Source organism: Kitasatospora sp. NPDC086801, assembly GCF_044745805.1.
Taxonomy (GTDB): Bacteria; Actinomycetota; Actinomycetes; order Streptomycetales; family Streptomycetaceae; genus Kitasatospora.
In genome coordinates this window covers 41,928-68,745 of the sequence record NZ_JBIVAX010000005.1, presented here as the reverse complement: position 1 = coordinate 68,745, position 26,818 = coordinate 41,928, and the positions used below count along the sequence as shown (strand labels likewise).

Annotated in this window: 23 protein-coding genes and 2 riboswitches; of the genes, 9 read left to right on the top strand and 14 right to left on the bottom strand. The window is 71.6% G+C overall.

The features are described from left to right. The first annotated feature begins 265 nt into the window (after positions 1–265). Positions 266–2,059 (top strand): AMP-dependent synthetase/ligase, encoded by a 1,794-nt coding sequence (locus ACIPLC_RS08785; protein WP_400472241.1) that lies wholly within the window; start codon positions 266–268, stop codon positions 2,057–2,059. Between the two features lie 79 nt (positions 2,060–2,138). On the opposite strand, the gene ACIPLC_RS08780 is transcribed toward ACIPLC_RS08785, so the two are convergent. Beyond that, positions 2,139–3,275, bottom strand: a complete 1,137-nt coding sequence (locus ACIPLC_RS08780; RefSeq protein ID WP_400472240.1) for a glycosyltransferase family 4 protein — start codon at positions 3,273–3,275, stop codon at positions 2,139–2,141. 243 nt (positions 3,276–3,518) lie between these two features. Here ACIPLC_RS08780 and ACIPLC_RS08775 point away from each other — a divergent pair, with 243 nt between their 5' ends. After that, a complete protein-coding gene (locus ACIPLC_RS08775) occupies positions 3,519–4,934 on the top strand; it encodes a glycosyltransferase 87 family protein (RefSeq protein ID WP_400472239.1) in 1,416 nt (471 codons plus the stop codon). 88 nt (positions 4,935–5,022) lie between these two features. Here ACIPLC_RS08775 and ACIPLC_RS08770 read toward each other — a convergent pair whose 3' ends face one another. The 6 genes from ACIPLC_RS08770 to ACIPLC_RS08745 all read right to left on the bottom strand — a co-directional run bounded on the left by ACIPLC_RS08770 (position 5,023) and on the right by ACIPLC_RS08745 (position 12,261). After that, positions 5,023–6,189: a hypothetical protein gene (locus tag ACIPLC_RS08770; RefSeq protein WP_400472238.1), complete on the bottom strand. Its 1,167-nt coding sequence runs from the start codon at positions 6,187–6,189 to the stop codon at positions 5,023–5,025. Positions 6,190–6,230: 41 nt separating this feature from the next. Then, the gene (locus tag ACIPLC_RS08765; RefSeq protein WP_400472237.1) at positions 6,231–7,277 is read right to left on the bottom strand and encodes an NlpC/P60 family protein; all 1,047 of its coding nucleotides are present in this window, start codon (positions 7,275–7,277) and stop codon (positions 6,231–6,233) included. Between the two features lie 227 nt (positions 7,278–7,504). Next, complete coding sequence (locus ACIPLC_RS08760) at positions 7,505–8,650, bottom strand: NlpC/P60 family protein (RefSeq protein WP_400472236.1); 1,146 nt, start codon at positions 8,648–8,650, stop codon at positions 7,505–7,507. Positions 8,651–8,660: 10 nt separating this feature from the next. Continuing rightward, a riboswitch (cyclic di-AMP (ydaO/yuaA leader) is annotated at positions 8,661–8,814 on the bottom strand. Between the two features lie 334 nt (positions 8,815–9,148). After that, a complete protein-coding gene (locus ACIPLC_RS08755) occupies positions 9,149–10,183 on the bottom strand; it encodes an NlpC/P60 family protein (protein ID WP_400472235.1) in 1,035 nt (344 codons plus the stop codon). Positions 10,184–10,383: 200 nt separating this feature from the next. Then, on the bottom strand, positions 10,384–11,727 hold the full coding sequence (locus ACIPLC_RS08750) for an NYN domain-containing protein (protein WP_400472462.1): 1,344 nt from the start codon (positions 11,725–11,727) through the stop codon (positions 10,384–10,386). 270 nt (positions 11,728–11,997) lie between these two features. After that, complete coding sequence (locus ACIPLC_RS08745; protein WP_270147438.1) at positions 11,998–12,261, bottom strand: hypothetical protein; 264 nt, start codon at positions 12,259–12,261, stop codon at positions 11,998–12,000. A gap of 200 nt (positions 12,262–12,461) precedes the next feature. Between ACIPLC_RS08745 and ACIPLC_RS08740 the strand changes: the two genes are divergently transcribed. Together ACIPLC_RS08740 and ACIPLC_RS08735 are read left to right on the top strand one after the other, a co-directional pair. After that, entirely contained in the window at positions 12,462–13,244 is a 783-nt protein-coding gene (locus ACIPLC_RS08740) for a rhomboid family intramembrane serine protease (protein WP_400472234.1), read from the top strand. A 41-nt stretch (positions 13,245–13,285) separates the two neighbouring features. After that, entirely contained in the window at positions 13,286–13,567 is a 282-nt protein-coding gene (locus tag ACIPLC_RS08735; RefSeq protein ID WP_063347281.1) for an Lrp/AsnC ligand binding domain-containing protein, read from the top strand. Positions 13,568–13,574: 7 nt separating this feature from the next. Here ACIPLC_RS08735 and ACIPLC_RS08730 read toward each other — a convergent pair whose 3' ends face one another. The 3 genes from ACIPLC_RS08730 to ACIPLC_RS08720 all read right to left on the bottom strand — a co-directional run bounded on the left by ACIPLC_RS08730 (position 13,575) and on the right by ACIPLC_RS08720 (position 16,853). Then, positions 13,575–14,954, bottom strand: coding sequence for an aminotransferase class V-fold PLP-dependent enzyme (locus ACIPLC_RS08730; protein ID WP_400472233.1), 1,380 nt, complete (start codon positions 14,952–14,954; stop codon positions 13,575–13,577). Between the two features lie 51 nt (positions 14,955–15,005). Continuing rightward, positions 15,006–15,123: riboswitch (SAM riboswitch) on the bottom strand. Between the two features lie 107 nt (positions 15,124–15,230). After that, positions 15,231–16,307 carry an anthranilate phosphoribosyltransferase gene (gene trpD / locus ACIPLC_RS08725; protein WP_400472232.1) on the bottom strand — a complete coding sequence of 359 codons (1,077 nt, stop codon included), beginning with the start codon at positions 16,305–16,307 and terminating at the stop codon, positions 15,231–15,233. Positions 16,308–16,427: 120 nt separating this feature from the next. Further along, positions 16,428–16,853, bottom strand: a complete 426-nt coding sequence (locus ACIPLC_RS08720; protein WP_400472231.1) for a hypothetical protein — start codon at positions 16,851–16,853, stop codon at positions 16,428–16,430. A gap of 395 nt (positions 16,854–17,248) precedes the next feature. On the opposite strand from ACIPLC_RS08720, the gene ACIPLC_RS08715 reads away from it, so the two are divergent. From ACIPLC_RS08715 to ACIPLC_RS08695, 5 genes are all read left to right on the top strand, one after another. After that, complete coding sequence (locus ACIPLC_RS08715) at positions 17,249–17,869, top strand: heme-copper oxidase subunit III (protein WP_400472230.1); 621 nt, start codon at positions 17,249–17,251, stop codon at positions 17,867–17,869. Between the two features lie 187 nt (positions 17,870–18,056). Further along, entirely contained in the window at positions 18,057–18,866 is an 810-nt protein-coding gene (locus ACIPLC_RS08710) for a c-type cytochrome (RefSeq protein WP_400472229.1), read from the top strand. 8 nt (positions 18,867–18,874) lie between these two features. Further along, positions 18,875–19,927 carry a Rieske 2Fe-2S domain-containing protein gene (locus ACIPLC_RS08705; RefSeq protein ID WP_400472228.1) on the top strand — a complete coding sequence of 351 codons (1,053 nt, stop codon included), beginning with the start codon at positions 18,875–18,877 and terminating at the stop codon, positions 19,925–19,927. After that, positions 19,924–21,576, top strand: coding sequence for a cytochrome bc complex cytochrome b subunit (locus ACIPLC_RS08700; protein ID WP_400472227.1), 1,653 nt, complete (start codon positions 19,924–19,926; stop codon positions 21,574–21,576). Before ACIPLC_RS08705 ends, ACIPLC_RS08700 begins: the two co-directional genes overlap by 4 nt. A 107-nt stretch (positions 21,577–21,683) precedes the next feature. Beyond that, positions 21,684–22,055: a GntR family transcriptional regulator gene (locus ACIPLC_RS08695; RefSeq protein WP_400472226.1), complete on the top strand. Its 372-nt coding sequence runs from the start codon at positions 21,684–21,686 to the stop codon at positions 22,053–22,055. Between the two features lie 20 nt (positions 22,056–22,075). Here the strand turns inward: ACIPLC_RS08695 and ACIPLC_RS08690 are convergent, their stop codons facing one another. The 4 genes from ACIPLC_RS08690 to coxB all read right to left on the bottom strand — a co-directional run bounded on the left by ACIPLC_RS08690 (position 22,076) and on the right by coxB (position 26,559). Next, entirely contained in the window at positions 22,076–23,338 is a 1,263-nt protein-coding gene (locus ACIPLC_RS08690; protein WP_400472225.1) for an Ig-like domain-containing protein, read from the bottom strand. A 178-nt stretch (positions 23,339–23,516) separates the two neighbouring features. Beyond that, a complete protein-coding gene (locus ACIPLC_RS08685; protein ID WP_400472224.1) occupies positions 23,517–23,933 on the bottom strand; it encodes a cytochrome c oxidase subunit 4 in 417 nt (138 codons plus the stop codon). Beyond that, a complete protein-coding gene (ctaD, locus tag ACIPLC_RS08680; protein WP_063347291.1) occupies positions 23,933–25,708 on the bottom strand; it encodes a cytochrome c oxidase subunit I in 1,776 nt (591 codons plus the stop codon). The genes ACIPLC_RS08685 and ctaD overlap by 1 nt, the downstream gene beginning before the upstream one ends. Further along, a complete protein-coding gene (coxB, locus tag ACIPLC_RS08675; protein ID WP_400472223.1) occupies positions 25,705–26,559 on the bottom strand; it encodes a cytochrome c oxidase subunit II in 855 nt (284 codons plus the stop codon). The genes ctaD and coxB overlap by 4 nt, the downstream gene beginning before the upstream one ends. Positions 26,560–26,818 lie beyond the last annotated feature (259 nt).

The window sequence follows — 26,818 nt, the reverse complement described above, 5'->3', positions numbered from 1 at the left end:
CCGCCCGGAGCAGGCTACCGCGACCGGCGATCGGCTCGGCCGCGCGGGCCGCGGTTCGACGGGGGCCGGGGACCGGGCGGCGGGGCATGCTACCGGCCGGTCACCTCGGGGCTGTCGTAGGGTGCCATTCGAACGACCCGGTCACGGCCTGGTCGGACCCGGCCGGGTGTGACACTTCGAACACCGGAGCCGACCCCCCTGGTCGAAGCTGCCTACCGGGCAGTAACGTCCTGCCGTCCCGCAGCGTCGCGAACGAGGAGCAGTCTTGCTCGACTTCAGCCTTCCGGCCCTCTATCAGGTACCGAGCGGCGGTAATCTCTCCGACCCTGTGCACCGGAACGCAGCGGAGCACCCGGATGTCGCGGTGCTCAGCCGGAAGGTGGACGGCCGCTGGCAGGAGTTGACCGCGGTCCAGTTCCTGGCGGAGGTGCACGCCACCGCGAAGGGCCTGATCGCCGCGGGCATCGAGCCGGGCGACCGGGTGGGCGTCATGTCCCGTACCCGGTACGAGTGGACGCTGCTGGACTTCGCGATCTGGACGGCCGGCGCCATCACCGTCCCGGTGTACGAAACCTCCTCCGCCGAGCAGGTCGAGTGGATCCTCGGCGACTCCGGCGCGGTCGCCGTCGTCACCGAGACCGACCAGCACGTCAAGGTGGTCGACGAGGTCCGCGGCCGGCTGACCGGGCTGGAGCACGTCTGGCAGATCGAAGGCGGCGCGATCGCCGCGCTGGCCGAGGCCGGGAAGGACGTCCCGGACGAGACGGTCCAGGAGCGCCGCTCGACCGCGACCGCCGACTCGATCGCCACCATCGTCTACACCTCGGGCACCACCGGCCGCCCGAAGGGCTGTCAGCTGACGCACGCCAACTTCCTCGCCGAGTGCGGCAACGTGGTCGAGCGCCTGGCCCCGCTGTTCCGCACCGGCGACAGCTCCGTCCTGCTGTTCCTGCCGCTGGCCCACGTGCTCGGCCGGATCGCCGAGATCGCCACCGCGATGGCGCCGATCAAGCTGGGCCACGTCTCCGACGTCAGGGACGTCACCGCCGAGCTGGCCGCGTTCAGGCCGAGCCTGATCCTGGGCGTGCCGAGAGTCTTCGAGAAGGTCTACAACACCGCCCGCGCCAAGGCCCAGGCCGACGGCAAGGGCAAGATCTTCGACAAGGCCGCCGCCACCGCGATCGCCTACAGCCGGGCGCTGGACGCCGGCGGCGCGGGCCTGGGCCTGCGGATCAAGCACGCGGTCTTCGACAAGCTGGTCTACAGCAAGCTGCGCGCCGCCCTCGGCGGCCGGGCCACCCACGCCATCTCCGGCGGCGCCCCGCTCGGCGAGCGGCTGGGCCACTTCTACCGGGGCATCGGCTTCACCGTCCTGGAGGGCTACGGCCTGACCGAGACCTGCGCGGCCACCGCCTTCAACCCGTGGGACAAGCCGAAGATCGGTACGGTCGGCCAGCCGGTCCCCGGCGCCTCGGTGCGGATCGCCGAGGACGGCGAGGTCTTCTTCAAGGGCCCGCACGTCTTCACCGGCTACTGGAACAACCCGCAGGCCACCGCGGACACCCTCAAGGACGGCTGGATCGCCACCGGCGACCTCGGCTCGCTGGACTCCGAGGGCTACCTGACCATCACCGGCCGCAAGAAGGAGATCATCGTCACCGCGGGCGGCAAGAACGTCGCCCCGGCCGTGATCGAGGACCGCATCCGGGCGCACGCGCTGGTCGGCGAGGTCATGGTGGTCGGCGACCGCAAGCCCTTCGTGGCCTGCCTGATCACCGTCGACCCGGACTTCTTCCCCCAGTGGAAGGAGCTCAACGGCAAGCCCGCCACCGCCACGGTGGCCGAGCTGAGCCAGGACCCGGACCTGCTGGCCGCCCTGCAGGCCGCGGTGGACGACGGCAACGCGGCCGTCTCGCACGCCGAGGCGGTCAAGAAGTTCCGCCTGCTGGACACCGAGTTCTCCGAGGAGAGCGGCCACCTGACGCCCTCCCTCAAGCTCAAGCGCAACCTCGTGCTGAAGGACTTCGCCGCCGACATCGAGGCGATCTACCAGAAGTAGCCGCAGGTGCGGGCCCCGCCTCCGCAGGGCGGAGGCGGGGCCCGCCCGCGTGCCTGGGGCAAGATCCGCCGAGCAGGCCCTAACCCGCCAGCAGCGAGGTCAGCCGCCCGGCCAGCAGGTCCCAGCGCCAGGAGCGCTCCACCCAGCGCCGCCCGGCCTCGCCCATCCGGCGCCGCAGCTCCTCGTCACCCAGCAGCCGGACGATCCGCTCGGCGGCCGCGGCGGCCGAGCCGCCCGGCACCACGTACCCGGTCTCGCCCTCCCGCACCGCGTCCGGCGCGCCGCCGGAGTCGCCCGCGACCACCGGCAGGCCGGTCGCCGAGGCCTCCAGGTAGACGATGCCCAGGCCCTCGACGTCCAGCCCCCCGCGCCTGGTCCGGCAGGGCATCGCGAAGACGTCCCCGGCCCCGTAGTGGGCGGGCAGCTCCTCCCACGGCACCGAGCCGGTGAAGCGCACCGAGGCCCGGACGCCCTTGGCGTCGGCCAGCTTCTCCAGGTCCGCCCGGTACGGGCCGCCGCCGACGATCAGCAGCACGGCGTCCGGCACGTCGGCGAGGATCTGCGGCATCGCCTCGATCAGCGTGTCCTGGCCCTTGCGCGGCACCAGCCGGGACACGCAGACCACCACCGGCCGATCCGCCAGCCCGAGCCGGCGACGCACCTCGGCGCCCCCCGAGCCCGGGTGGAAGGTCGTCTCGTCCACGCCCGGCGGCAGCTGCACCATCCGGGCCGCGGCCTGCGGCCCGACCGCGCCCGCGATCCGGGAACGGGTGTACTCCCCCAGGTACGTCAGCACGTCGGTGCCCGCGCCGATCCGCCGCAGCAGCTGCCGGGCGGCCGGCAGCTGGGCCCAGGCGGCCTCGTGCCCGTGGGTCATGCCGAGCAGCCGCGCTGCGCCGGCCCGGCGCAGCGCGGGCGCCATCAGCCCGAGCGGGGCGGCCGCCCCGAACCAGACCGAGTCGCACTTCTCCGCCCGCAGGATCTCGGCGGCCCGCCGGGTGACCCGCGGTGTGGGAACCATCACCTTCGTCCGGTCCCGGATCACCGGGAACGGCTGCTCGGCGTCGAAGCGGGCCACCTCACTGCCGTCCCGCCAGGTCGAGGCGTACACCACGATGCTCCCGGCGGGCTGACGTACAGCCATGTTGTGCACGAAGGCCTGGATGCCGCCGGGGCGGGGCGGGAAGTCGTTGGTGACGATCAAGGTTCTGTGCATCAGGCCACGGCTCGCTCGGTCGGGGGGTGCTCGGTGTACCGCTGGGTGATCCGTACGATAGGTCAACACCATGACCCGCCGGGAACGGATGCGCGCACGGCAACCGTTTCACCCCCGGGTCAGTCCTAGAACCTAGGCGGCCGGTGGCGGCCCGGCCCAGCGTGCCATGCCCGCCCCCCGACCGCCCGGGCGTCCGTCGCGCGGTGCCTCCGGTGGGACGTCCGAGACGAACGAGGGAGCGCAGTGGAGTTGGCCCCGGCCACCGAGTCCGGTACACCCAGCGGCGCCGTCGGCCCCGGCCCGGCGCCGGCCGCCCGGCAGGAGCCGGCCCGTGCCCCCGGCCGCCCGTTCGGGGCGCTCGCCGCACTCGGTGGCACCTGGCTGGCCACCCGGACGACGCTGGTGCTGCTGATGACCGGCGTGGTCAAGGGGATCGGCGGGGACATCACCGCCGACGTCTGGATGATCTACCACGCCTGGTACTCCGTCCTCCAGACCGGCACCTTCCCGTTCGACGACGTGACCTGGCAGTACCCGCCCGGCGCGGCCCTGGTGATCCTGCTGCCGGGCCTGCTGCCCTGGTCGTACCTGGTCTCCTTCTGGGTGATCTGCGGGATCGCCGATGTCGCCGCCACCGCCCTGCTGGTCCGCACCGGGCTGCGCCGGGGCCGGGCGCTGACCGGCGCCTGGATGTGGGTGGTGGCCGTGCCGCTGCTCGGCCCGATGGTCTACAACCGGCTGGACATCATCGTCACCGCGATCGCCCTGGCCGGCCTGCTGGCGCTGATCCGCCGCCCGGCGATCGGCGGGATGCTGCTGGGCCTGGGCGGGATCATCAAGATCTGGCCGCTGCTCGCCCTGATCGGCACCCCCTCCGGCCGGCGCACCCGCCGTGCCTGGACGCTGGCCGCGGCCACCGCCGTCTCGGTGGGCTTCCTGCTCGCGGCCGGGATGAACGGCGCCTTCGACTTCCTCGCCTTCCAGAAGGAGCGCGGCATCGAGGTGGAGTCGCTCGGCGCGCTGCCGCTGCACTTCGCCCGGCTCGCGGGCGCCTGGGACGGCAAGGTCACCATGAACTACGGCTCCCCGGAGATGCTCGGGCCGTGGGTCGACGTGATCGGCAAGGTGATGGTGGCCGGCACCGTGCTGGGCTTCGCCTGGCTGCTGCTCTGGCGCTTCACCGCCAAGCGCCGCAACGCGGCCACCATGTACGACGCGGCGCTGAGCGCGCTGCTCATCTTCACCGTCACCAGCCGGGTGATCAGCCCGCAGTACCTGGTCTGGCTGATCGGCGCCGCCGCGGTCTGTCTGACCGTACGCGGCAGCAGCCAGCGGCCGGTGGCCCTGCTGATCCTGCTCGCCTGCCCGCTGACGCTGGCCGAGTTCCCGCTGATGTTCAACCGGATCCTCGCCAGCGAGCCCTGGGGCGTCACCGTGCTCAGCCTGCGCAACCTGCTGCTGCTGGCCGCCACCGTGCTCTCCTGCATCCGGCTCTGGCGCGCCACCCGCGGCCCGGCGCAGCTCCCGGCGACGGTGGTGCTGGCCAAGCCCGAGCCGGTGCCCGCTGGCGCCTACCCGGTGCGCCCCGGCATCGCCTACGAGCAGGACCTGCTGGACGGCATCGACCGGCCCGGCACCCCGGCCAAGCAGCGGCGCTAGGGCGTGTTTCATCATTCGCGGCGGATCAGCGCGCGGCTCCCCCAGCCTTCGGCCGGGAGGTGCCGCCAGGCATTCCGCCGGACAGGCCCTAACTCCGCAGCGCGGCCACCTCGTCCAGCCAGAGCCGGGTGAACTCGGCCAGGCCGACGCCCGGTCCGGCCCGGAGCAGCCGGTCCAGCCGGCGGTCCCGGTCCTCCCCCTGCCCGTCGGCCGCGCCGACCGCCCGGTAGAGCGCCACGAGCCGCTCGGGCCCGTAGCGCCGGGCGATCAGCTCGCAGGCGAGCCAGGCCTGCTCGTAGGCCTGGGCGATGCCGTCGGCGCCCGCGGTGAAGTCCCGGTCGGCGGGCAGCGCGGCCGGCAGCCGACCGGCGGCGACGTCCCGGGCCAGCTCGGGGGCGATCTGCTGCGGGCGCCGGCCGGAGCCCCGGTAGGCGGTCCAGTCGGCGACGCCCTCGGAGAGCCAGAGCGGCGTCCAGGCCCGGGTGTCGGCCCTGGTCGCGACGTGGGTGGCCTCGTGGGTGACGACCACCTGCCGGCCGAAGTCGCTGAGCCGCCCGTACGCCTCGGGGTTGACCAGCACCCGGTCCGCGGGGGTGTGCCAGGGCGCGCCGGAGGCGGCCACGGTGACCGCCGCCATGCCCGTCCAGCCCGCCGGGTCGACTTCCAGCAGCCGGGCGAACTGCCCTTCGGTGGCGGGCACTTCGAGCAGCAGTCGGCCGGCCCAGCCGGTACCCCAGACCTCGCTCACGGCCGGCACGGCCCGGTCGGCCACCGCGACCAGGCCGGCCGGGTCGGGCCCGTCGGCCAGGCCGAGCACCAGGCAGTGCGCGCCCGCCGCGGACCGGGCGGAGCCGAGGTCCCAGAGCGCCGGGGGCCCGCTCGTGCTCTCCTCCCGGTCGACCCGCCAGCCGCCGCCGGCCCGGACCAGGTCGATCCGGCGCGGGTACACCACGGGGTAGTCGTCGTACCCCGTGATCCGGACCGCCAGGTCGGCGGCGGCGGTGAGCCGCTCCGGCCCGGCGTCCGCGCCGAGCACCAGGTTGCGGTAGCCGGCCTCGATCGCCGCCGGTCCGGACCAGGACGGCAGAGCCCGGGCCCGCGCGTCCAGCAGCGCGGCCACCTCGGCCCGCCGGTCCGCCGCCCGCCCGGCCGCCGCCGAGGGGGCCGCCGGGGCGGCCGGCGGCAGCGACAGCTGGGCCAGCCCGCCGACCGCGAGCAGCAGCGCACCGCGCCGGGACAGCACGCGGCGGGCCACGTGTATCGGGCGGTGGCCGTCGGGGTCGGACGGGGTCGGGCTCAGAGCCGGACCACCCCCACGACCGGCATCGCGTTGACGCTCTCGTAGCGGACCCTGGCGCCCGGGTAGGGGGCGTGCACGATCACCCCGCCGCCGGCGTACATGCCGACGTGGTGCATGTCCCGGTAGAAGATCACCAGGTCTCCCGGCCGCGCTTCGGAGAGGCTGACCCGCTGCCCGGCGTACGCCTGGGCCTGCGAGGTGCGCGGCAGGGTCACTCCGGCCTGCCGCCAGCTGTAGTACATCAGACCGGAGCAGTCGAAGGCGCGGGGCCCGGTGGATCCGTAGACGTAGGGCGAGCCGATCATCCGCACCGCGGCGGCCAGCGCGGCCGCCCCGCGCTCGGAGGCGGGCGGGGCCGTGCCGAGGTCCAGCCGGTCGGTGCCGCGGGTGGCGCGCTGCTCGGCCTCCCGGGCGTCCTGGGCGGCCAGCCGGGCCCGCTCGGCGACGCCCAGGCCGTTGAGCAGCCGCTGGGCCTTGGCGAGCCGCTGCTGGATCTGCTGCTTGCTGTCGGCGAGCGAGCTGCGGGCCTGATCGAGTTCGGCGAGCTTGCCGGAGGTCTCGGTGCGGCGCTGGTCGAGCCGGCGCTGGCGGGCGGCCAGTTCGTGCAGGGTCTCCTGCTGCCGCTCGGCGGCCTGGTCGAGGGTGCGGGCCCGGGACAGGTAGCCCTCCGGGTCGGTGGAGAGCATCAACTGGACGGTCTGGGCCATGCCGCCGCCGCGGTACTCGGCGCCGGCCACGGTGGCGAGGTCGCCGCGCAGCTGGTTGAGCTGGTCCTGGGCGACGGCGATGTCGCCCTGGAGGATGGTCGTCTCGCCCTGGAGCCGCTGCTGCGCCTCCTGGGCGGCGTTGTACTTCTCGGACGCCTGCTCGGCCTCGCCGTAGAGCTGCTCCACCTGCGCCTTGACGTCCTTGCGGGCGGGCGTGTCCGGCGGGCCGGGGGCGGCCTGGGCGCTGCCGCCCGTCGTCACGCCCAGGGCGGTGGTGGCGGCCGCGGTCAGCACCAGCGCACGGGCGAACAGTTGGGAACGGCGGTGCACGGGCATGGCGGCAGCGGCTCCAATCCGGCGGCGGGGCCCCGCCGCCGCACCAACGCGGGCGGCCCTGGAAGCGGAGTCCGGTGGCAGACGTTAGCGAGTCCGGGCAACCGAGTCCAAACCCCTACCAACCCGAATATTTGGCCCGCAATCGGACATCCGTCCGGGACGCCGGAAAAGCCGCAGGCCCGGCCTTCCGTGAGGGAAGGCCGGGCCTGGGAGGGCCTGAGCGGGGATCAGACCCGCACGATGGAGGCCAGCGGCATGTTGCTGACCGCCTCGTAGCGGACCGACGCGCCCGGCTTGGGCGCGTGCAGCACCTGGCCGTTGCCCGCGTAGATGCCGACGTGGTGGGCGTCCCCGTAGAAGATCAGCAGGTCGCCGGGCTGCGCCTGGGAGAGGTCGGAGCCGATCCGGGTACCGGCGTGGGCCTGCTCCTGCGAGGTGCGCGGCAGCGACACGTCGACCTGGTTGAACGCCCAGACCATCAGGCCCGAGCAGTCGAAGGAGCCGGGGCCGGAGGCGCCGTAGACGTACGGGCTGCCGATCTTGGAGGCCGCGATGGACAGCGCCGCGGCGCCGCGCGAGCTGCCGGCGCTCGGCTTGGTGACCGGCGCGGCGGGGGCCTGCGACGCGCTCAGGTCGGTGCGGCTGCTGTCGCGGGAGGAGCGGTCGGCGGCCTGCTGGGCCGCCGCCTGCTGCTGGGCGGCCTTCGCGGCGGCGTCGGCCTTCGTCTTGGCCTCGGCGGCGGCCTTCTCCTCGGCCGCGCGAATCGCCTGGCGCTCCTGCTCGGACAGGGTGTTGAAGAGGTCCTGCGCGGCCTTGAGCTTGCCCTGGACCTCGTCCTTGGCGCTCTTCAGCTGCTGGGTGGTGGTCTCCATCTCGGAGAGCTTGCCCTGGGCCTCGTTGCGCACCTGGTCGAGCTTGCGCTGCTCGTCCTGGAGCTGCTTGAGCTGGCCCTTCTGGGTGCCACCGGCCTGGTTCAGCGTGTCGGCCTGGCTCAGGAAGGTGTCCGGGCTGGCGGAGAACATCAGCTGGACGGTCTGGGATATGCCGCCGTTGCGGTACTGCTCGCCAGCGATCTCGGCCAGGCCGCCCTGCAGGTCGGTCACCTGTCCCTGCTGCCGCGCCACCTGGTCCTGCAGGTCGGTGACCTGCTTCTGCAGCTGCTGCTGCTTCTCCTGGGCGGCGTTGAGCTTCTCGGTCGCGACCTCGGCCTGCTCGTTGAGCTGGTCGACCTGCTCCTTGACCTGGTCCTTGGTCGGCTGCGGGTCGGCGTGGGCGCCGGACTGCGCGGACAGCGCGACGGCTGCGGCGGCGAAACCGGTCATGATCGAGACCCGGGTGCGACTCGCGGGCTTGGGACGACGATGGGACGCCACGAAGGCGGACTCCTTCTTCCTGCGACCGCCTACCGGGTGAGCTGACGGGTTCGGGCCGGAAGCATGCCCTACGACGCCTCACGGCCGTTCCACCGGCCGACCTGGCGCCGATTCACCCCGGAGGAACGTGGTTCCCCGGCTCCGTTCGACAGCGCCCCCGATTGCTGGGCTCCCCGTCGGGCAGGCACTCGGCCAGCCCCGCTGCGTCACGAACTCGACGGAAACCACCGCCGCCACCCTGGCTGGGCGATCGACAGTGCGGTGGTTCGGTGCATGACCCTAGTAACTGAACCGTGATCCGTTCAAATCCTTGTCAGAAAAAAGACGGAAGAAGACCAAAGTTCTTTTGTGAATATGACACATAGTGATCACCGTCGCACGCAAAGCTGATCAGTCTTCACCGGGGCTCGTCGAGCGGGCGAAAACCGAACGCCACCCCCCGGTCGGAGGGTGGCGCGGATCACAGGCCCGGCGGGGCCCTTCGGGCGTGTCGGACCGTCAGACCCGGCGGATCGTGTTGATCTTCATCGCGTCCGCCTTCATCACCTTCACCACGTCGCCGGTGTGCGGCGCGTGCACCACCATGCCGTTGCCGATGTACATCCCGACGTGGTGCCGGTCGGAGCCGTAGATGACCAGGTCGCCCGGCTGGGCCTGGTCCAGCGTGACGGCGGTGCCGACGTTGCCCTGCTCCTGCGAGGTGCGCGGCAGCGAGACGCCGGCCTGGCCGTACGCCCAGACCATCAGGCCCGAGCAGTCGAAGGTGGTCGAGCCGGTGGCGCCCCACACGTACGGCGAACCCTGCTTGCTCATCGCCTTGGCGACGGCCACGCCCGCGTAGCCGCCGGCCTGCGGGAGGCTGCCGAGGTCCGTGCGCTCGCTGCCGCGCGAGGCGCGGTCGTCCTGCTGCTGCTGGGCGCGCAGCGCGGCGCGGTCGGAGGCGCTGAGCGAGTTCAGCAGGTCCTGCGCGGCCTTGAGCTTCTGGTTGACGTCCGTCTTGGCCTGGTTCAGGTCCTTGGTGGTGGAGTCGAGCGAGGCCAGGACGGCGGCGGCCTCGGACTTCTCCTGGTCCAGCCGGCGCTGCTGGTCCAGCAGGCCCTTGAGCGCCTCGGACTCGCTGGTGCTGGCCTGCTGGACGCTGGAGGCCTTCTCCAGGTAGCCGGACGGGTCGGAGGAGAGCATCAGCTGGACGGACGGGTCGATGCCGCCGGTGCGGTACTGCTCGCCCGCCACCCCGGCCAGACCGGTCTGGAGCTGGGTCATCTCGTCCTGGCTGCGGGCCACCTGGTCCTGCAACTGGTCGGACTGCTTGCGGAGCTGGTCGGCCCGCTCCTTGGCGCCGTTGTACTTCTCCGCCGCCTGCTCCTGCTCCTGCTGGAGCTGGTCGATCTGCGCCTTGACGTCGGCCTTGTTCGGCTGGGGCGCGGCGTGCGCGGCGACCTGCGCGGAGAGGGCGACCGCGGTCGCCGCGGCAGCGGTGAGCACGGAGACCCGGGCGCGGCTCGGCTGCTTGGGACGGCGATGGGAGGCCAAGGGAATTGCTCCTTCTTCCATCGGCCTCACCCGATCAGGTGAGAATCCGGAAAATAGGTTTGACGCCACACCCTAGGGAAGATCCACGCGTTTTGCCACTCCCCCGAAGGCGTGAACTCCACTGCCCCCACGGACTTCACGGGATGTGCACACCACCGCAAACCGGGCGCTGACCAGGCGTCATCCCGCCGTGGCGGCCGTCAGGGCCGCGCCAGCCGGTTCAACAGCAGAACCGAGGCCACGGGGCGCGCGCCCGCCTTCCGCACGCCCTCCGCGACCTCCCGGTCGGTGGACACCACCACCACCGGACGACCCTGCGGTTCGGCCCGCACCAGACGACGGATCAGCTCGTCCGCGGTCTCGCCGGTCCGGCTGAACCGTACCCGCACCCCGCGCGGTGGCGCCATGATCACCGGAACGTCCAGGTCCTGCCCGTCGAACACACAGGTGACCTCCGCCTGCGTGCGCTGGGCCAGCATCGCCAGCCCGCCCAGCAGCCGGATCCGCTGCTGCTCCAGCGGCAGCGTCGGATAGCCCGTCTTGGTCACGTTGTAGCCGTCCACCACCAGGTGCACCTGCGGGATCGCCAGCAACTGGTCCAGCAGCGCCGGATCGTCGTCGGCCAGACCGCGCCGGGCCACGTCGTGCGGCGAGGCCGCCCCCGGCACCACCGCCTCCACCAGGTCCGCCGGCCGGATCTGGGCGACCGGCAGCGCCAGCTCCCGCTGAAGACCCTGCGCCGACTGCAGCACCGTGTCCAGCAGCAGCCGCAGCCTCATGTCCTCGACGCTGCGCCCCTCGCGGGCCGACCGGCGGCCCTGCTCGGCCGCCGTCTCCAGCTCGCCGACCCGGTGCCGCAACCGCCGCGCCTCGGACTCCGCGGCCCCGCGCTCGACGGCCGCCTGCGCCCTCGCGGCCTCCAGCTCCCCGGCCAGCCGCCGGGTCTCGGCCTGCGCCCGGCGGGTGTCGCTCTCCAGCGAGCGCACCTTCTTCCGCAGCGACTCGGCCTCCCGGCGGACGTCCTCGGACTCCGCCCGCTGCCGCTCCAGGTCCGCCCGCGCGGCGGACCGCAGCTCGGCCAGCTCGGCCTGCAACTTCTCCACCAGCCGGGCGGCCTCGGCGGCCGCGCCCTCGGCGCCGGCCCGCTCGGCCTCCTCCCCGGCCTCGGCCACCAACCGGCTCCAGCCGGCCGACCGCACCAGGTAGGCGGCGGCCGCGACGTCCATCGGATCGGCGGCGCCCGGGACGCTGCCCGACTCCAACGCCTTCACCAGGTCCGGCTGGCCCAGCCGCAGCCGCTCCGCTATCCGCACCCGGAACGCCGGCTCCGACTCCAGTGCCGCGGCCAGCGCCGTGGCCGCGTACTTGGCCCGCCGGGCCGGGGTGAACTTGGCGTACTGGCGCAGGCTCTGCGGCAGCTCGCCGGGCGGCAGCCCGCCGAGCGCGTCCGAGGCCAGGCCGACCACGCGCCGGCGCACGCCCTCGGGCAGCGGCCGGTCGAGCTTCTCGGCACCACGCTCCGCCGCCGACTCGCCGGAGCCCACCGGCCCGTCGGAGCCCGTCGCCCCGCCGACGGCCGCGGGCTCGGACGGGGCCGCGTCGGCGGCCGGCGCCTGCGCGTGCGCAGCGGGCTGAAGCCCCTGCGCTTCGGCGGGCTCCCTCGCTGCGTCCACCACGTCCTCGGCTCCGATCCTGGTCCTACGGGGTCACGGCCCGCGGCCGCCGCCCTGTCGTCACGCTCCGCGCGTCCTGTCTGTATTGTCCCAGCGCGGGGGGCGGGCGCGCCGCGCACCCGCCCCCCGCGCCGTCGGGCGTCAACCCTGCTCGGCGGGGGCCTCCGCGCCCTCGGCACCGGGACGGGCCACCAGCTCGACCTGGTCCACGGCGTTGCACCAGCGGCAGCGCACCGACTCGATCGTCTCGCTCAGCACCTCGGTCTCCTCGACCTTGGACTCGCCGGCCAGGTCGAAGTGCAGGAACTCGGTGACCCGCGCGGTGCGGGTCACGTCGAAGCGGGTGAGGTTTCCGCACAGGGTGCAGCGCCAACGCGTCTCGGCGGTCAGGGCGGGGACGGTCATCGGGGGTCCTCTCGGGTGGTCCCTGGTGGGCTAGGCGCTCCCCCCGGAGCCCCGGCGTCGGCGGCGGGAGGCGGGAATGCCCGCCCCAAGCCTATTGCCTGAGGCAACCATCCCGGCCACCGGTCAGGAGAACGAGCGGACTAGTCCACCTGCCGTACAAAGCCGTGTCACACGCCCGACACGGAGGGATGCTTGGCCGCATGGCACTGACGGCCCCCGGGCACACCGACGCGCGGGGCGACCGCCCGGCCGTGCCCGCCCCGGCGGTCACCTACGCCCTGATCGCGGTCAACACCCTGGTGTTCCTGCTGGGCCCGGCCGCCGGGCTCAACCCGCTGTACGGCACCGGCCAGGCCCGGCTCTGCGCGGAGCAGCGGTACGAGCAGCGCTGGGGCGTCATCCCCGCCGAGGTGCTGGCTGGCCGCCCGCTGACCGCCGAGCAGCTGGCCGAGGCCCCCGACCCGGCCCCGGGCTGCCCGGCCGCACCCACCCCGGGCAAGCACCCGGCGCTGTCCGTCCTCACCGGGCTCTTCCTGCACGCCGGCTGGCTGCACCTGCTGGGCAACCTGCTCTTCTTCTACGTCTTCGGCCCCACCGTCGAACGACAGCTGGGCCGGGCCCGGTTCGCCGTCTTCTACCTGGCCGCCGGCAGCCTGGCCACGTACGGCTTCGCCCTCGCCGAGGCGCACTCCCCGGACTCCACCCGGGTGCTGATCGGCGCCTCCGGCGCGATCTCCGCCGTCCTCGGCGCCTACCTGCGCTTCCATCCGCGCGCCCGGGTGACGACGCTCGTCCCGCTGCTGCTGTTCCTGCCGCTGCGCTTCCCGGCCTGGCTGGTGCTCGGCCTCTGGTTCGGCCTGCAGTGGTGGTCGGTCCACTCGGCCGGGCCCGGGGTGGCCTATCTGGTCCACGTGATCGGCTTCTCGGCGGGCTTCCTCTACGCCTGCACGGTGGTCAGCCACCCCCCGAGACGACCCGGCTGACGCCCGATACGCTGGCGGCACCCCACAAAGGAGCCCGAACAGTGATCACCGCCATCGTCCTGATCAAGACCAGTGTCGACCGCATCCCGGAGATCGCCGAGGCCATCGCGGCCATCGAGGGCGTCAGCGAGGTGTACTCGGTGACCGGTGGCTACGACCTGGTGGCGATGGTCCGGGTGCGCCGGCACGACGATCTGGCCGCGGTCATCCCGGGCCGGCTGAACAAGGTCCCGGGCGTGGCCCACACCGAGACCCAGATCGCCTTCCGCACCTACTCCCAGCACGACCTCGAAGCCGCCTTCGCCCTCGGCCTGGACGAGTAGGCCCCCCTCAGCCCTGCCGACGCCCGCGGTCGACCTGCACGGTGGCGACGCAGCGGCCGCCCTCGTTGCGGTAGTTCCACGCGGCACCGTCCGTCACCAGCTCGCGGACGGCGGTCAGGAAGCGGTCGACGTGCTCGTCCGGGGTCCCGGCCCCGAAGCTCACCCGGATCGCGTTCAGGCTGCGCTCGCCGGGCAGCGACGGCTCGGGCGCCCCGCACTCGGAGGGGGAGACCTCTTCGTCCCCGAGCAGGGTGCGCAGCAGCGGGTGCGCGCAGAACAGGCCGTCGCGGACCCCGATGCCGTACTCGGCGGACAGCGCGGCCGAGAAGTGCGAGCTGTTCCAGCCCTGGACCACGAAGGACAGCACGCCCACCCGGGCCGCCTCGGCGCCGAACAGGTTCAGCACCTTGACCTGCGGAATCTCCGCCAGCCCCGCCGTCAGCCGGGCGATCAGCTGCCGCTCCCGGGCCTCCAGCGCGTCGAAGCCCGCCTCGCCCAGCGCCCGGCAGGCCGAGGCGATCGCGTAGGCGCCGATGACGTTCGGCGAGCCGGCCTCGTGCCGGGCCGGGCCGGAGTGCCACTGGACGGCCACCGAGCCGTCGGCCTCCCGGGCCACCGTCCGGGTCGCCCCGCCGCCGGCCAGGTACGGGTCGGCCGCGTCCAGCCAGTCCGCCCGGCCGGCCAGCACGCCGGCGCCGAACGGCGCGTAGATCTTGTGGCCGGAGAAGGCGATCCAGTCGACGTCCAGCTCGCGCACCGAGACCCGGTGGTGCGGGGCCAGCTGGGCGGCGTCCAGCACCACCCGGGCGCCGTGCCGGTGCGCGGTCCCGGTCAGCTCGGCGACCGGCCACAGCTCGCCGGTCACGTTGGAGGCGCCGGTGACGCAGAGCAGCTTGGGGCCCTCGGGCGCCTCGGCGAGCGCGGCGTCCAGGGCGGCGACCGCCTCGGCGTGCGAGCGCGGTGCGCGCAGGTAGTGGACGTCGAGCCCGGCGTGCGCCCAGGGCAGCAGCGAGGCGTGGTGCTCGGTCTCGAAGGCGAACACCCGGGTCCCGGCCGGGACGGCCGAGGCGAGCAGGTTGAGCGAGTCGGTGGTGGCCCGGGTGAAGACCACCTGGTCGCCCTCGCGCAGGTCGAGGAACTCGGCGACGGTGCGGCGGCTCTGCTCGAACAGGTCGGTGGACAGCTGGGAGAGGTACCCGGCGCCGCGGTGCACGCTGCCGTAGTAGGGGGCGTAGGCGGAGACGTCGTCCCAGACCCGCTGGAGCGCCGGGGAACTGGCCGCGTAGTCGAGGGCCGCGTACCCGACCTTCTCACCGCTGGCGAGCGGGACCTGGACGTCGTGGCCGAGGACGGCGAGGGGGGCGCAGAGTTCAACGGCAACGGACATGAGGATGCACTCCTTCGGGGGTGTGGGACCCCGGGAGTGCTAGTCGTCGGGTGTCCGCGCTTGCCGCACGGACGATTCGCCGAGCGACCCGGTCCTCACCCAGGGCACCCCGCCACGGACGGAGGGTTGCCGGACAGCCAGCTGGGGCTTGACGCTGTCACTCATGACCTGGCCAAGACTCTAGGTCGCGTCCAGCGAGTGGTCAAACGGGCATCCACCATCCGGACAGCCGAGGAGCCCGCGCCGACGGTCCGGCACGGGCTCCCAACTACCGCCTCACACCCGGCTGGTGGCCTCCGACCAACGCCGCAGCAGCTCCTGCGCCGCGCCCGAGTCGATGGCCCGCTCCGCCCGCGCCATGCCGGCCGCGAGCTGTTCGGCGAGCGGCGCCTCGCCCAGGTCGAGCGCGACCAGCGCCGCCGCCGTGTTCATCAGGACGGCGTCCCGCACGGCCCCGCGCTCGCCCGCCAGCAGCCGGCGCGCGACCTCGGCGTTGTACGAGGGGTCCGCCCCGCGCAGCGCCTCGATGCCGACCAGCTCGACGCCGACGTCCCGCGGGTCGAAGGTGGTCTCGGTGACGGTCCCGTCGCGCACGATCCACACCTGCGAGGTGGTGGTGATGGTCAGCTCGTCCAGGCCGTCGTCGCCCCGGAAGACCAGGCCGGTCGAGCCGCGCCGGGCGAGCACGCCGGCGATCAGCCCGGCGAGCCGGGTGTCGAAGCAGCCGATCGCGTGCGCGGTGACCTTGGCCGGGTTGGTCAGCGGGCCGAGGATGTTGAACGCGGTCGGCACCCCGAGGTCGCGCCGGGCGGTGGCGGCGTGCCGCATCGACGGGTGGAACTTGGCCGCGAAGCAGAAGGTCAGCCCGACCTCCTCGGCGATCTCGGCGACCCGCCGGGCCGACAGGTCGAGGCGGACGCCGAGCTTCTCCAGCACGTCCGAGGAGCCGCTGGCCGAGGAGGAGGCCCGGTTGCCGTGCTTGACCACCTTGGCGCCGGCCGCGGCCGCGACGATCGCCGACATGGTGGAGATGTTGACGGTCTTGGCCCGGTCGCCGCCGGTACCGACGATGTCCACGGCCGGGCCGGGGATGTCCAGCGGCTCGGCGTGCGCGTACATCGCGTCCACCAGGCCGGTGATCTCGTCGACCGTCTCGCCCTTGGCCCGCAGCGCCACCATGAACCCGGCCACCTGGACGGGGGACGCCTCGCCGCTCATGATCCGGTCCATCGCCCACGCGGTGGCCGAGCGGTCGAGGTCCTCCCCCTTCAACAGCACCGCCAGGACGTCCGGCCAGGTGCGGACCACCTGCGCGGGGTCGGTACCACCGTTCGCAGGGTTCACGTTCACCATGGCTGACTCCAGCTGTTGTCGGGTTCCCCGCGTCGGGGGGACGTCCGTACGGATGGAGTCAGCCTATCGACCGGCGGGGTTCCCGCGGCGGCGTCTTCTCTAGTCGTGAGACGACATCGCTCAGCGGCTGACGGGGGCCCGCTTGGCCAGCCGCGCCCGCAGCAGGGTGGCGACCGCCTCGGCCAGCGCCACCGGGTCCACCGGGCGGGAGATCGCGGCGTCGGCCCGGCTCCAGGCGGCCAGCCAGGAGTCCTGCGGCCGGCCGATCAGCACCAGCACCGGCGGGCAGCCGTAGATCTCGTCCTTGAGCTGGCGGCCGAGCCCGAGCCCGCCGGCCGGCACCGCCTCGCCGTCCAGGATGCAGAGGTCCACGCCGCCCTTCTCCAGTGCCTTCAGCACCGCGGGGGTGGTCGCGCACTCCAGGTAGGACAGTTCCGGAAGGTCCTCGGCGGGCCGGCGGCCGAGTGCCGTCAGCACCTGCTCGCGGGTGTTGCGGTCGTCGCTGTAGACGAGGACGGTGAGCGTCTCGTCGGTCGTGTACGCCATGGGCCCTGCTCCCTCAAGTGTGATCCGGACCACGTTCGCCTGATCCGGATGCTACTCCCGATCACCCCTCGCCGAGTCCCCCTCGCGGACCTTCCTCCTCAAGCCGCCGCGCCCGCGACTCACCCGCCCGGAGGACGGCCCGTCACCCGGACCCGTCCAGACCACCCGTACGGCCGATACGGGGCCCGCGCATTACCGCCGGAGGCTCCGCCAAGCGTGCAACGACGCGCTGGGCAACGGGGTCGTAGGCCCCTCCGAGGAACCGTCAGAAAAGGGACACGCCGCTGCTCAGCCGCCATCCGGGCCCCCCACCGCCCCCCAGGGGGGCATACCGCACGCACCGGACACTCCGAGGGACACCCCCCGGCGTGAAGACGGAATAAGGGACCGACATAATGTCCGTCGTGGCGACAGCAACAGCAGTAGAAACCGGGCACGCGCACGGATCGGTCAACCGGCCGAACATGGTCAGCGTCGGAACGATCGTCTGGCTCAGTTCCGAGTTGATGTTCTTCGCGGCCCTCTTCGCGATGTACTTCACGCTCCGCTCCGTCAAGGGAGCCGAGTTCTGGACCGAGAAGGCGCACGCCCTCAACGTGCCCTTCTCCTCGGTCAACACCACGATCCTGGTGCTCTCCTCGCTGACCTGCCAGCTCGGCGTGTTCGCTGCCGAGCGCGGGGACGTGAAGAAGCTCCGCTCGTGGTTCGTCATCACCTTCGCGATGGGCGCGATCTTCATCGGCGGCCAGATCTTCGAGTACACCGAGCTGGTCAAGAAGGACGGCCTCTCGCTGTCCTCCGACCCGTACGGCACGGTGTTCTACCTGACCACCGGCTTCCACGGTCTGCACGTGACGGGTGGTCTGATCGCCTTCCTGCTGGTCCTGGGACGGACGTACGCAGCCAAGCGCTTCACGCACGAGCAGGCCACCGCCGCGATCGTCGTGTCGTACTACTGGCACTTCGTCGACGTCGTGTGGATCGGCCTGTTCGCGACCATCTACCTGATCAAGTAACCAGCTGATCAGGTCGCTGGCCACCGGCTTCGGTCCCCGCCCTCACCGGCGTCGGGCCGATTCTGCCGGTGGCGACGCTCCCACCGACCGACCGCGCGCGCAGCCCTAGACAGGCAGCCTCGTGCCGGCCAGACCGGCCGCCGGGTGCACCCACCAGTCGACCAGATCCTGACACCGGGGTTATTCCGTGAAAAAGCTCTCCGCACGACGGCGCCACCCATTGGCGGCGCTGGTCGTCCTACTTCTCGCCCTGGCGGCAACCGGGGGGCTGTACGCCGCGTTCGCGCCCGCCGACAAGGCGCAGGCCGACGTCTCCGCGCAGTCGCTCGCGATCGATGAGGGCAAGAAGCTCTTCGCCGTGGGCTGCTCCTCGTGCCACGGCCTGAACGGCCAGGGCAGCAGCGACGGTCCGAGCCTGGTCGGCGTCGGCTCCGCCGCCGTCGACTTCCAGGTCGGTACCGGCCGCATGCCGGCCCAGCAGCCCGGCGCCCAGGTGCCGCGCAAGAAGAACATCTACTCGCAGGCGGAGATCGACCAGCTCGCCGCCTTCGTGGCCTCGCTCGGCCCCGGCCCGGTGACGCCGACCTCGGAGCAGTACACCTCGACCAACCCCGATGACATCTCCAAGGGTGGCGAGCTGTTCCGCACCAACTGCGCCCAGTGCCACAACTTCGCCGGCCAGGGCGGTGCCCTGACCAAGGGCAAGTACGCCCCGTCGCTGGAGGGCGTGGACGCCAAGCACATCTACGAGGCCATGCAGACCGGCCCGCAGAACATGCCGTCGTTCCCGGACACCACCATGCCCGAGGAGCAGAAGAAGCAGATCGTGGCCTTCGTCCGCCACACCACCTCCGATGAGCCCAATCCCGGTGGTCTCACGCTCGGCAGCCTCGGTCCGGTGACCGAGGGTCTGTTCGGCTGGATCTTCGGTCTCGGCACGCTCATCGCGGTCGCGATCTGGGTCGCCGCCCACACCACCAAGGCCAAGAAGTCATGAGCCACGACATGTCAGAAGAGAAGCTTCCGGAGTCACACGGCTCCGCCGGCGACGTCGCCGCACACGGCGACGCGTTCGCCGACCCGGGCCTGCCGGCTCACGAGCCCCGCCGCACCGACATCGACGAGCGGGCCGCCAAGCGGGCCGAGCGCCAGGTCTCGCTGATGTTCGTGGTCTCGATGCTCGCCACCGTCGGCTTCATCGCCTCCTACGTGGCCATCGACCCGGACAAGATCGTCTACATCTTCCCGCTCGGTCACGTCAGCGCGCTGAACTTCGCGCTCGGCCTGACCCTGGGCGTCGCGCTGTTCATGATCGGCGCGGGTGCGGTCCACTGGGCCCGCACGCTGATGTCGGACGTCGAACTGCCGGCCGAGCGTCACCCGATCGAGGCTGACGACGAGGTCCGCGCGGACGTCATCGAGCAGTTCAAGACCGGTGCCGCCGAGTCCGGCTTCGGCCGCCGCAAGATGATCCGCAACACGCTCATCGGCTCCATGGCGCTGGTCCCGCTCTCCGGCGTGGTCCTGCTCCGCGACCTCGGGCCGCTGCCCGAGAAGAAGCTGAAGGAGACGGGCTGGAACGAGGCGACCCCGGTCAAGCCGCTGCAGCTCATCAACATGAGCACCAGCCTGCCGATGAAGGCCGACGACATCGTCATCGGCTCGCTGACCTTCGCCATGCCCGAGGGCCTGCACGTCCACGACGAGGACTTCCAGCAGGCGATCGCCAAGGACGCCCTGATGCTGGTGCGCATCGCGCCGGACGACATCAAGGACGACCGGTCGCGGGAGAAGGGCTTCGAGGGCATCCTCGCCTACTCCAAGATCTGCACCCACGTCGGCTGCCCGATCAGCCTGTACGAGCAGCAGACCCACCACGCGCTCTGCCCCTGCCACCAGTCGACCTTCGACCTGGCGGACGGCGCGCGCGTGATCTTCGGCCCGGCCGGCCACCCGCTGCCGCAGCTGAAGATCACCACTGACGAGAAGGGCTTCCTGGTCGCCACCGGCGACTTCGAGGAGCCCGTCGGCCCGAGCTACTGGGAGCGTGCTCGATGAGTACGAGCAGCACCACCGGTGCCGCCAAGCCCGCCAGCACGCGCGCCAAGCCCGCCAACAAGTGGGAGGCCGCTGCTGACTGGACGGACGGCCGGGTGGGGATCTACTCCCTCGCCAAGGCCAACCTGCGCAAGATCTTCCCGGACCACTGGTCCTTCATGCTGGGCGAGATCTGCCTCTACACGTTCGTCATCATCATCCTGACCGGTGTCTACCTGACGCTGTTCTTCAAGCCGTCGATGGCCGAGGTCGTCTACAACGGCTCGTACGTGCCGCTCAAGGGCATCGGGATGTCCGAGGCGTACGCCTCGACGGTGGACATCAGCTTCGAGGTCCGCGGCGGTCTGCTGATCCGGCAGATCCACCACTGGGCCGCCCTGGTCTTCGTGGCCGCGATGCTCGTGCACATGATGCGCGTGTTCTTCACCGGCGCGTTCCGCAAGCCGCGTGAGATCAACTGGGTCTTCGGCTTCCTGCTGCTGATCCTGGGCATGTTCGACGGCTTCTTCGGCTACTCGCTGCCGGACGACCTGCTGTCGGGTACCGGTATCCGCTTCATGGAAGGCGCGATCCTCGCCGTCCCGCTGGTCGGCACCTACATCCAGATGTTCCTGTTCGGGGGCGAGTTCCCCGGCCACGACATCGTGCCGCGCTTCTTCACGATCCACGTGCTGCTGATCCCGGGCATCATGCTCGGGCTGCTGGTGGCGCACCTGATCCTGGTCTTCTACCACAAGCACACCCAGTGGGCGGGCCCGGGCAAGACCGAGAAGAACGTCGTCGGCATGCCGCTGATGCCGGTCTACATGGCCAAGGCCGGTGGCTTCTTCTTCCTGGTGTTCGGTCTGATCGCCGCCATCTCGGCGATCGCCACGATCAACCCGATCTGGGCGTACGGCCCGTACCGCCCGGACCAGGTGTCCACGGACGCCCAGCCCGACTGGTACATGGGCTTCTCCGAGGGTCTGATCCGCGTCATGCCGGGCTGGGAGGTCGGCCTGTGGGGCCACACCCTGAACCTGGGTGTCTTCATCCCGCTGATGATCTTCCCGCTGGTCCTGGTCTCGATCGCGGTCTACCCGTTCATCGAGGGCTGGATCACCGGCGACAAGCGCGAGCACCACATCCTGGACCGCCCGCGCAACGCGCCCGTCCGCACCGCGCTCGGCGCCGCCTGGATCAGCCTGTACCTGGTGCTGCTGGTCGGTGGTGGCAACGACCTGTTCGCCACCCACCTGCACCTGTCGATCAACTCGATCACCTACTTCGTCCGCGTCGGCTTCTTCGCGGTGCCGGTCATCACCTTCATCATCACCAAGCGCTGGTGCCTCGGCCTCCAGCGCCGGGACAAGGAGAAGGTGCTGCACGGCCGCGAGACGGGCGTCATCAAGCGCCTGCCGCACGGCGAGTTCGTCGAGGTGCACGCCCAGCTGCCGCAGAAGGACCTGTACAAGCTCACCGCGCACGAGCAGGTCCAGCCGGTCGAGCTGCCGGCCCAGGCGGACGAGAACGGCGTGGCCCGCAAGGCCGGCCTGGTCACCCGCACCCGGGCCAAGCTGTCCCGCGGCTTCTACGGCGGCGGCAGCCAGATCCCCAAGCCGACCTCCGAGGAGCACCACGAGATCACCAGCGGCCACGGCCACCACTGATCCCGTACGCCCCGCAGCGTCACACCCGAGGGCCGCTGACCAGAGTTCTTCTGGTCAGCGGCCCTCGGGCTTTCCCGTCCCCCCGTCCGCACCCTCCAGGAGCTCCCGTGCAGTTGTCCGTCGACCCCGCCGCCGCCACTCCCCCGTACGAGCAGATCCGGGCCCAGATCGCCGAGCGGGCCCGCTCCGGCGAGCTGCCGACCGGGCTGCGGCTGCCCACCGTCCGGGCCCTGGCCGAGGAGCTGGGGCTGGCCGCCGGGACGGTCGCCCGGGCGTACCGGGAGCTGGAGGCGGACGGCGTGGTGGAGACCCACGGCCGGCGCGGCACGCTGATCGCGGCCACCGGCGACACCGCGCACCGGCTGGCCGCCGCGGCCGCCGCCGAGTACGCCGAGCGGGCGATCCGGCTGGGGCTCCCGCAGGCGGACGCGCTGGCCTCGGTGGCCGCCGCGCTGCGGCTGGCCTACCAGGAGGCCTGAGGAAGCCCCTCCAGGGGCCCTCAGCCCTCCGGACGGATGATCCCCGAGGCGCGGGCCTGGGAGGGCGGCGCGATGGTGCTGACGGGCTGTCCGAGGGCGCCGTGCTTGACCCAGTCCGTCCAGGAGATGTTCCAGTCCCCGAAGCCGTTGCCGAACGGCTCCATGGCGGCGCCGCGACTGTTCACCACCGTCACCAGGTCCCCCACCCTGGTGTTCTGGTAGAACCACTTGGCGTTCTCGGTGCTCATGCCGGTACAGCCGTGGCTGACGTTCTCCAGGCCCTGCGAACCGACCGACCAGGGCGCCGCGTGGACGTACTCGCCGCTCCAGGTGACCCGGGTGGCCCACTCCACGTTGAGGTCGTAGAACTCCGAGCTGCCGGCCTTTATCCCGATCGTCTCGCCGTTCATCCGGACGGACCGCTCCTGGCCGAGCACCACCTTGACGCCGTTGCGCGTGTCGAAGCCGGGCTTGCCGGTGGTCACCGGGATGGTCCGGACCGTCTCGCCGTCGCGCCTGAGGGTGAGCAGGTGGGCGGCCGCGTCGATCACCGTCTCGACCCGGGGGCCGATCCGCAGGCTCAGCGCGCTGCGGTCACCGCCGTAGAGGCCGTCCTCGATCCGGCTGCCGGTGCCGTCGAAGGCCAGCGAGACGGTGGTGCCGGTCGGCCAGTACTCCTCCGGGCGGAAGTGCAGTTCCTTGTCGCCGACCCAGTACCAGGCGCCGGTGACGGCGGGCTGGGAGGTCACGGTCAGGGCCCGCTCGACCTCCTGGCGGGCCTGCGGGTCCTTCACCGCCTCGGAGAGCTGCACGGTGAGCGGCTGGCCGACGCCGTAGATGCCGCTGCCCGAGGAGTCCGGGCCCAGCTTGGCGGTGAGCAGGCGCTGCGCGGCGAGGGTGCTGAAGTCCGCGGTGGTGTCGCCGCGGCCGCCCTTGCCGTCGTCGGCGGCGATCCGCACCGAGTAGTCGGTGTCGGCCTTCAGCCGGCCGGTGGTCTGCCAGCTGCGCTGGTCGTCGGCGAGTTGGCCGGCCACCACCCCGCCGTCCGGGCCCACCACGGTGACGTCGGTGAGCCGGCTGCCGGGCACGGAGGTCACCGTGACCGGCTTGGAGGGGTCGGCCTTGCCCTCGCCCTCGACCGAGAGATGGACCAGCGGAGCCGCGTCGATCCGGTGGGGACCGGTCGCCTCGTCGCCGCCGGACGAGCAGGCGGCCAGTGGGGCCAGCACTGCGAGGGCCAGCGAGATGCCACCGATACCCGCGATTCCGCGCCTGTCGGCCATGACCGCCTCCGAGGGTCCGCACGATTGCTCAGATCGTAGGAACGGAGGCCGCCGAAGCGACATCCGAGGCACTCCGCGTTCACCCGGGTGAGTGATTCCGTCACCCTGGAGAAGCAACGGGGCCGGTCCTCCCCGTGCGGGAGGACCGGCCCTGTCGTCGGCGGCGGAACCGGGGAACCTACTGGTTCTGGTTCTCGCCCCGGTAGAACTCGAAGACCCAGCCGAAGAGGCCGATCAGGATGATCGGGATCGACCAGTACAGCAGCCACCAGCCGAAGATCACTCCGAGGAACGCCAGCGAGCCGCCGATCGCCAGGGAGAGCGGCTGCCAGCTGTGCGGGGCGAAGAAGCCCAGCTCGCCGGCGTCGTCCGCGACCTCGGCCTCGGGGTTGTCACCCGCGCCGCTGTCCACCCGGCGGGCGGTGAAGGCGAGGTAGTACCCGATGAAGGCGCAGAGCGCGAAGGCGAGGAACAGCGCGGTGGTGCCGGCCGCCTCGATCCCGTGGTCCGAGTGGTTGGTCCACAGGCCGTAGGTGATGGCCATCGCGAGGACGAAGACCGCCAGGCCGAGGAAGATCTTTCCCTGTTCCTTCATCAGACGTCGCCCTCCTTCTTGCCCTTGTCCAGCTTCGGGGCGTCGTACTTCGCCGGGGTCACGCCGGCGAGGTGCTTGGCCGGCTCACCGTGGTTCTCCAGGTAGTCCAGCGCGGCGATCTCCGGGTGGTGGAGGTCGAAGGCCGGGGATTCGGAGCGGATCCGGGGCAGGGTGAGGAAGTTGTGCCGCGGCGGCGGGCAGGAGGTCGCCCACTCCAGCGAGCGGCCGTAGCCCCACGGGTCGTCAACCTCGACCTTCTCGCCGTACTTGGCCGTCTTCCACACGTTGTAGAGGAACGGCAGCATCGAGGCGCCCAGCACGAACGAGCCGATGGTCGAGACGGTGTTCAGCGTGGTGAAGCCGTCCGAGGCCAGGTAGTCGGCGTAGCGGCGGGGCATGCCCTCCGCGCCGAGCCAGTGCTGGACCAGGAAGGTGGTGTGGAAGCCGAAGAACAGCGTCCAGAAGGTGATCTTGCCGAGGCGCTCGTCCAGCATCTTGCCGGTCATCTTCGGCCACCAGAAGTGGAAGCCGGCGAACATCGCGAAGACGACGGTGCCGAAGACCACGTAGTGGAAGTGGGCGACGACGAAGTACGAGTCCGAGACGTGGAAGTCGATCGGCGGGGAGGCCAGCAGCACACCGGTCAGACCACCGAAGAGGAAGGTGACCAGGAAGCCGACCGTCCAGAGCATCGGCGTCTCGAAGCTCAGCGAGCCCTTCCACATGGTGCCGACCCAGTTGAAGAACTTCACCCCGGTCGGGACGGCGATCAGGAAGGTCATGAAGGAGAAGAACGGCAGCAGCACCTGCCCGGTGACGTACATGTGGTGCGCCCACACCGTCACCGACAGACCGGCGATCGCGATGGTGGCCGCGATCAGGCCGGAGTAGCCGAACATCGGCTTGCGGCTGAAGACCGGGATGATCTCCGACACGATGCCGAAGAACGGCAGCGCGATGATGTACACCTCGGGGTGACCGAAGAACCAGAACAGGTGTTGCCATAGCATCGCCCCGCCGTTGGCGGGGTCGAATACGTGGGCCCCGAATTTACGGTCCGCCTCCAGGGCGAACAGCGCGGCGGCCAGGACCGGGAAGGCCAGCAGGACCAGCACGGCGGTCAGCAGGACGTTCCAGACGAAGATCGACATCCGGAACATCGTCATGCCGGGGGCGCGCATGCAGATGATCGTGGTGATGAAGTTGACCGCACCGAGGATCGTGCCGAAACCGGAGAAGGCCAGACCCATGATCCACATGTCGGCGCCGACGCCCGGCGAGCGGACCGCGTCCGACAGCGGGGAGTAGGCGAACCAGCCGAAGTTGGCCGCGCCGTTCGGGGTCAGGAAGCCCGCCACCGCGATGGTCGAGCCGAAGAGGTACAGCCAGTACGCGAACATGTTCAGACGCGGGAACGCCACGTCCGGGGCGCCGATCTGGAGCGGCATGATCCAGTTCGCGAAGCCGGCGAACAGCGGCGTCGCGAACATCAGCAGCATGATCGTGCCGTGCATCGTGAACGCCTGGTTGAACTGCTCGTTCGACAGGATCTGAGTCCCGGGACGAGCCAGCTCGGCGCGCATGACCAGGGCGAGGATGCCACCGATCAGGAAGAAGGCGAACGACGTGCCCAGGTACAGGGTGCCGATCGTCTTGTGGTCGGTGGTGGTCAGCCACTTGATGATGGTCGAACCCGGCTTGCGGGTCCGCTGCGCCCCGACCGTGACGGCCCCGGCGCCCCCGCCGGCCGCGGCGGGCTCGTTGAGGATGGTCACTTCTCTTCACTTCCCATGGTCGTGATGCCGGAGGGCAACGCGCCGGTCTGGCCCTTGGCCCGGAGGTCCGCCAGGTGCTTGTCGTAGTCGGCGCGGTCGACGACCTTGACGTTGAACAGCATGCGCGAGTGGTCGGTGCCGCAGAGCTCCGCGCACTTGCCCATGTACTCGCCCTTGACGGTGGGGGTGACCTCGAACCTGTTCACCACGCCCGGCACGACGTCCATCTTCATCATGAAGTTGACGGGCCAGAAGTCGTGGATGACGTCGCGCGAGGTCAGCCGGAACTGGACCGACTCGTCGACCGGCAGCCAGAGCGTCGGAACGTCCCTGGGCGTACCGACGTCGTACGCGGCGTCCTTGTTGGCCGGGTCGGGGTTCTCGGTGTTCTCGTAGTTGAACGCCCAGCTCCACTGGAAGCCGACCACGTTGACCGTGTGCTGCGGCTTCTCGGAGACGGCGATCAGCTTCGACTCGTCGCGGGCGACGAAGTAGAAGAGCACCGACACGATGATGATGGGGACCGCGGTGTAGAGCGCCTCGATGGGCACGTTGTACCGGGTCTGCGGGGGGACCTCCACGCCGGTTCGGCTGCGCCGGTGGAAGATCACGCTCCAGATGATCAGACCCCACATCAGTACGCCGACCACCAGAGCCGCGATCCAGGAGCCCTGCCACATCTGGAGGACCATCGGCCCTTCCTTGGTGACGGGGCTCGGGAGGCCAAGCCTGGGGAGGTCGTTGGCCGAGCAGCCGGTGGCGGTCGCGATGACGAGGCCCAGTGCCAGCGCCTGAGGCAGCTTCCGCCGCATCGTGCGCCGCGGCGAGCGGTCGGAGCCGTTGGGACTCACGTAGCGCCTTCCCGAAGTCTCGCCCGCCTTCGCGTCGCCCCGCGGAGGATTGTGAGCCTCCCCGGCGACCCGTCCACGGGCACGGTTTGAATGCTTATGCGGGCCAAACCCTACTCCAGCCTTATGCGCTCCTGACGGGCAGCCCCCGGTAACGCGCCGCCCGGTCGCCCGATCAGGCCCGGCAGGGGCTGCGCCGCAGGTCATCGTAGGCATTCGAGGTCCTTACGCCCGATCGGGGGATGACCTCGAACAACGCGGG

Bases quoted from the DNA above. Each gene is read 5' to 3' on its own strand.
- ACIPLC_RS08780 (WP_400472240.1), bottom strand. From the start codon at position 3,275: ATGCACAGAACCTTGATCGTCACCAACGACTTCCCGCCCCGCCCCGGC.
- ACIPLC_RS08765 (WP_400472237.1), bottom strand. From the start codon at position 7,277: ATGCCCGTGCACCGCCGTTCCCAACTGTTCGCCCGTGCGCTGGTGCTG.
- ACIPLC_RS08745 (WP_270147438.1), bottom strand. From the start codon at position 12,261: ATGACCGTCCCCGCCCTGACCGCCGAGACGCGTTGGCGCTGCACCCTG.
- ACIPLC_RS08740 (WP_400472234.1), top strand. From the start codon at position 12,462: ATGGCACTGACGGCCCCCGGGCACACCGACGCGCGGGGCGACCGCCCG.
- ACIPLC_RS08730 (WP_400472233.1), bottom strand. From the start codon at position 14,954: ATGTCCGTTGCCGTTGAACTCTGCGCCCCCCTCGCCGTCCTCGGCCAC.
- trpD (WP_400472232.1), bottom strand. From the start codon at position 16,307: ATGGTGAACGTGAACCCTGCGAACGGTGGTACCGACCCCGCGCAGGTG.
- ACIPLC_RS08720 (WP_400472231.1), bottom strand. From the start codon at position 16,853: ATGGCGTACACGACCGACGAGACGCTCACCGTCCTCGTCTACAGCGAC.
- ACIPLC_RS08715 (WP_400472230.1), top strand. From the start codon at position 17,249: ATGTCCGTCGTGGCGACAGCAACAGCAGTAGAAACCGGGCACGCGCAC.
- ACIPLC_RS08705 (WP_400472228.1), top strand. From the start codon at position 18,875: ATGTCAGAAGAGAAGCTTCCGGAGTCACACGGCTCCGCCGGCGACGTC.
- ACIPLC_RS08700 (WP_400472227.1), top strand. From the start codon at position 19,924: ATGAGTACGAGCAGCACCACCGGTGCCGCCAAGCCCGCCAGCACGCGC.
- ACIPLC_RS08690 (WP_400472225.1), bottom strand. From the start codon at position 23,338: ATGGCCGACAGGCGCGGAATCGCGGGTATCGGTGGCATCTCGCTGGCC.
- ACIPLC_RS08685 (WP_400472224.1), bottom strand. From the start codon at position 23,933: ATGAAGGAACAGGGAAAGATCTTCCTCGGCCTGGCGGTCTTCGTCCTC.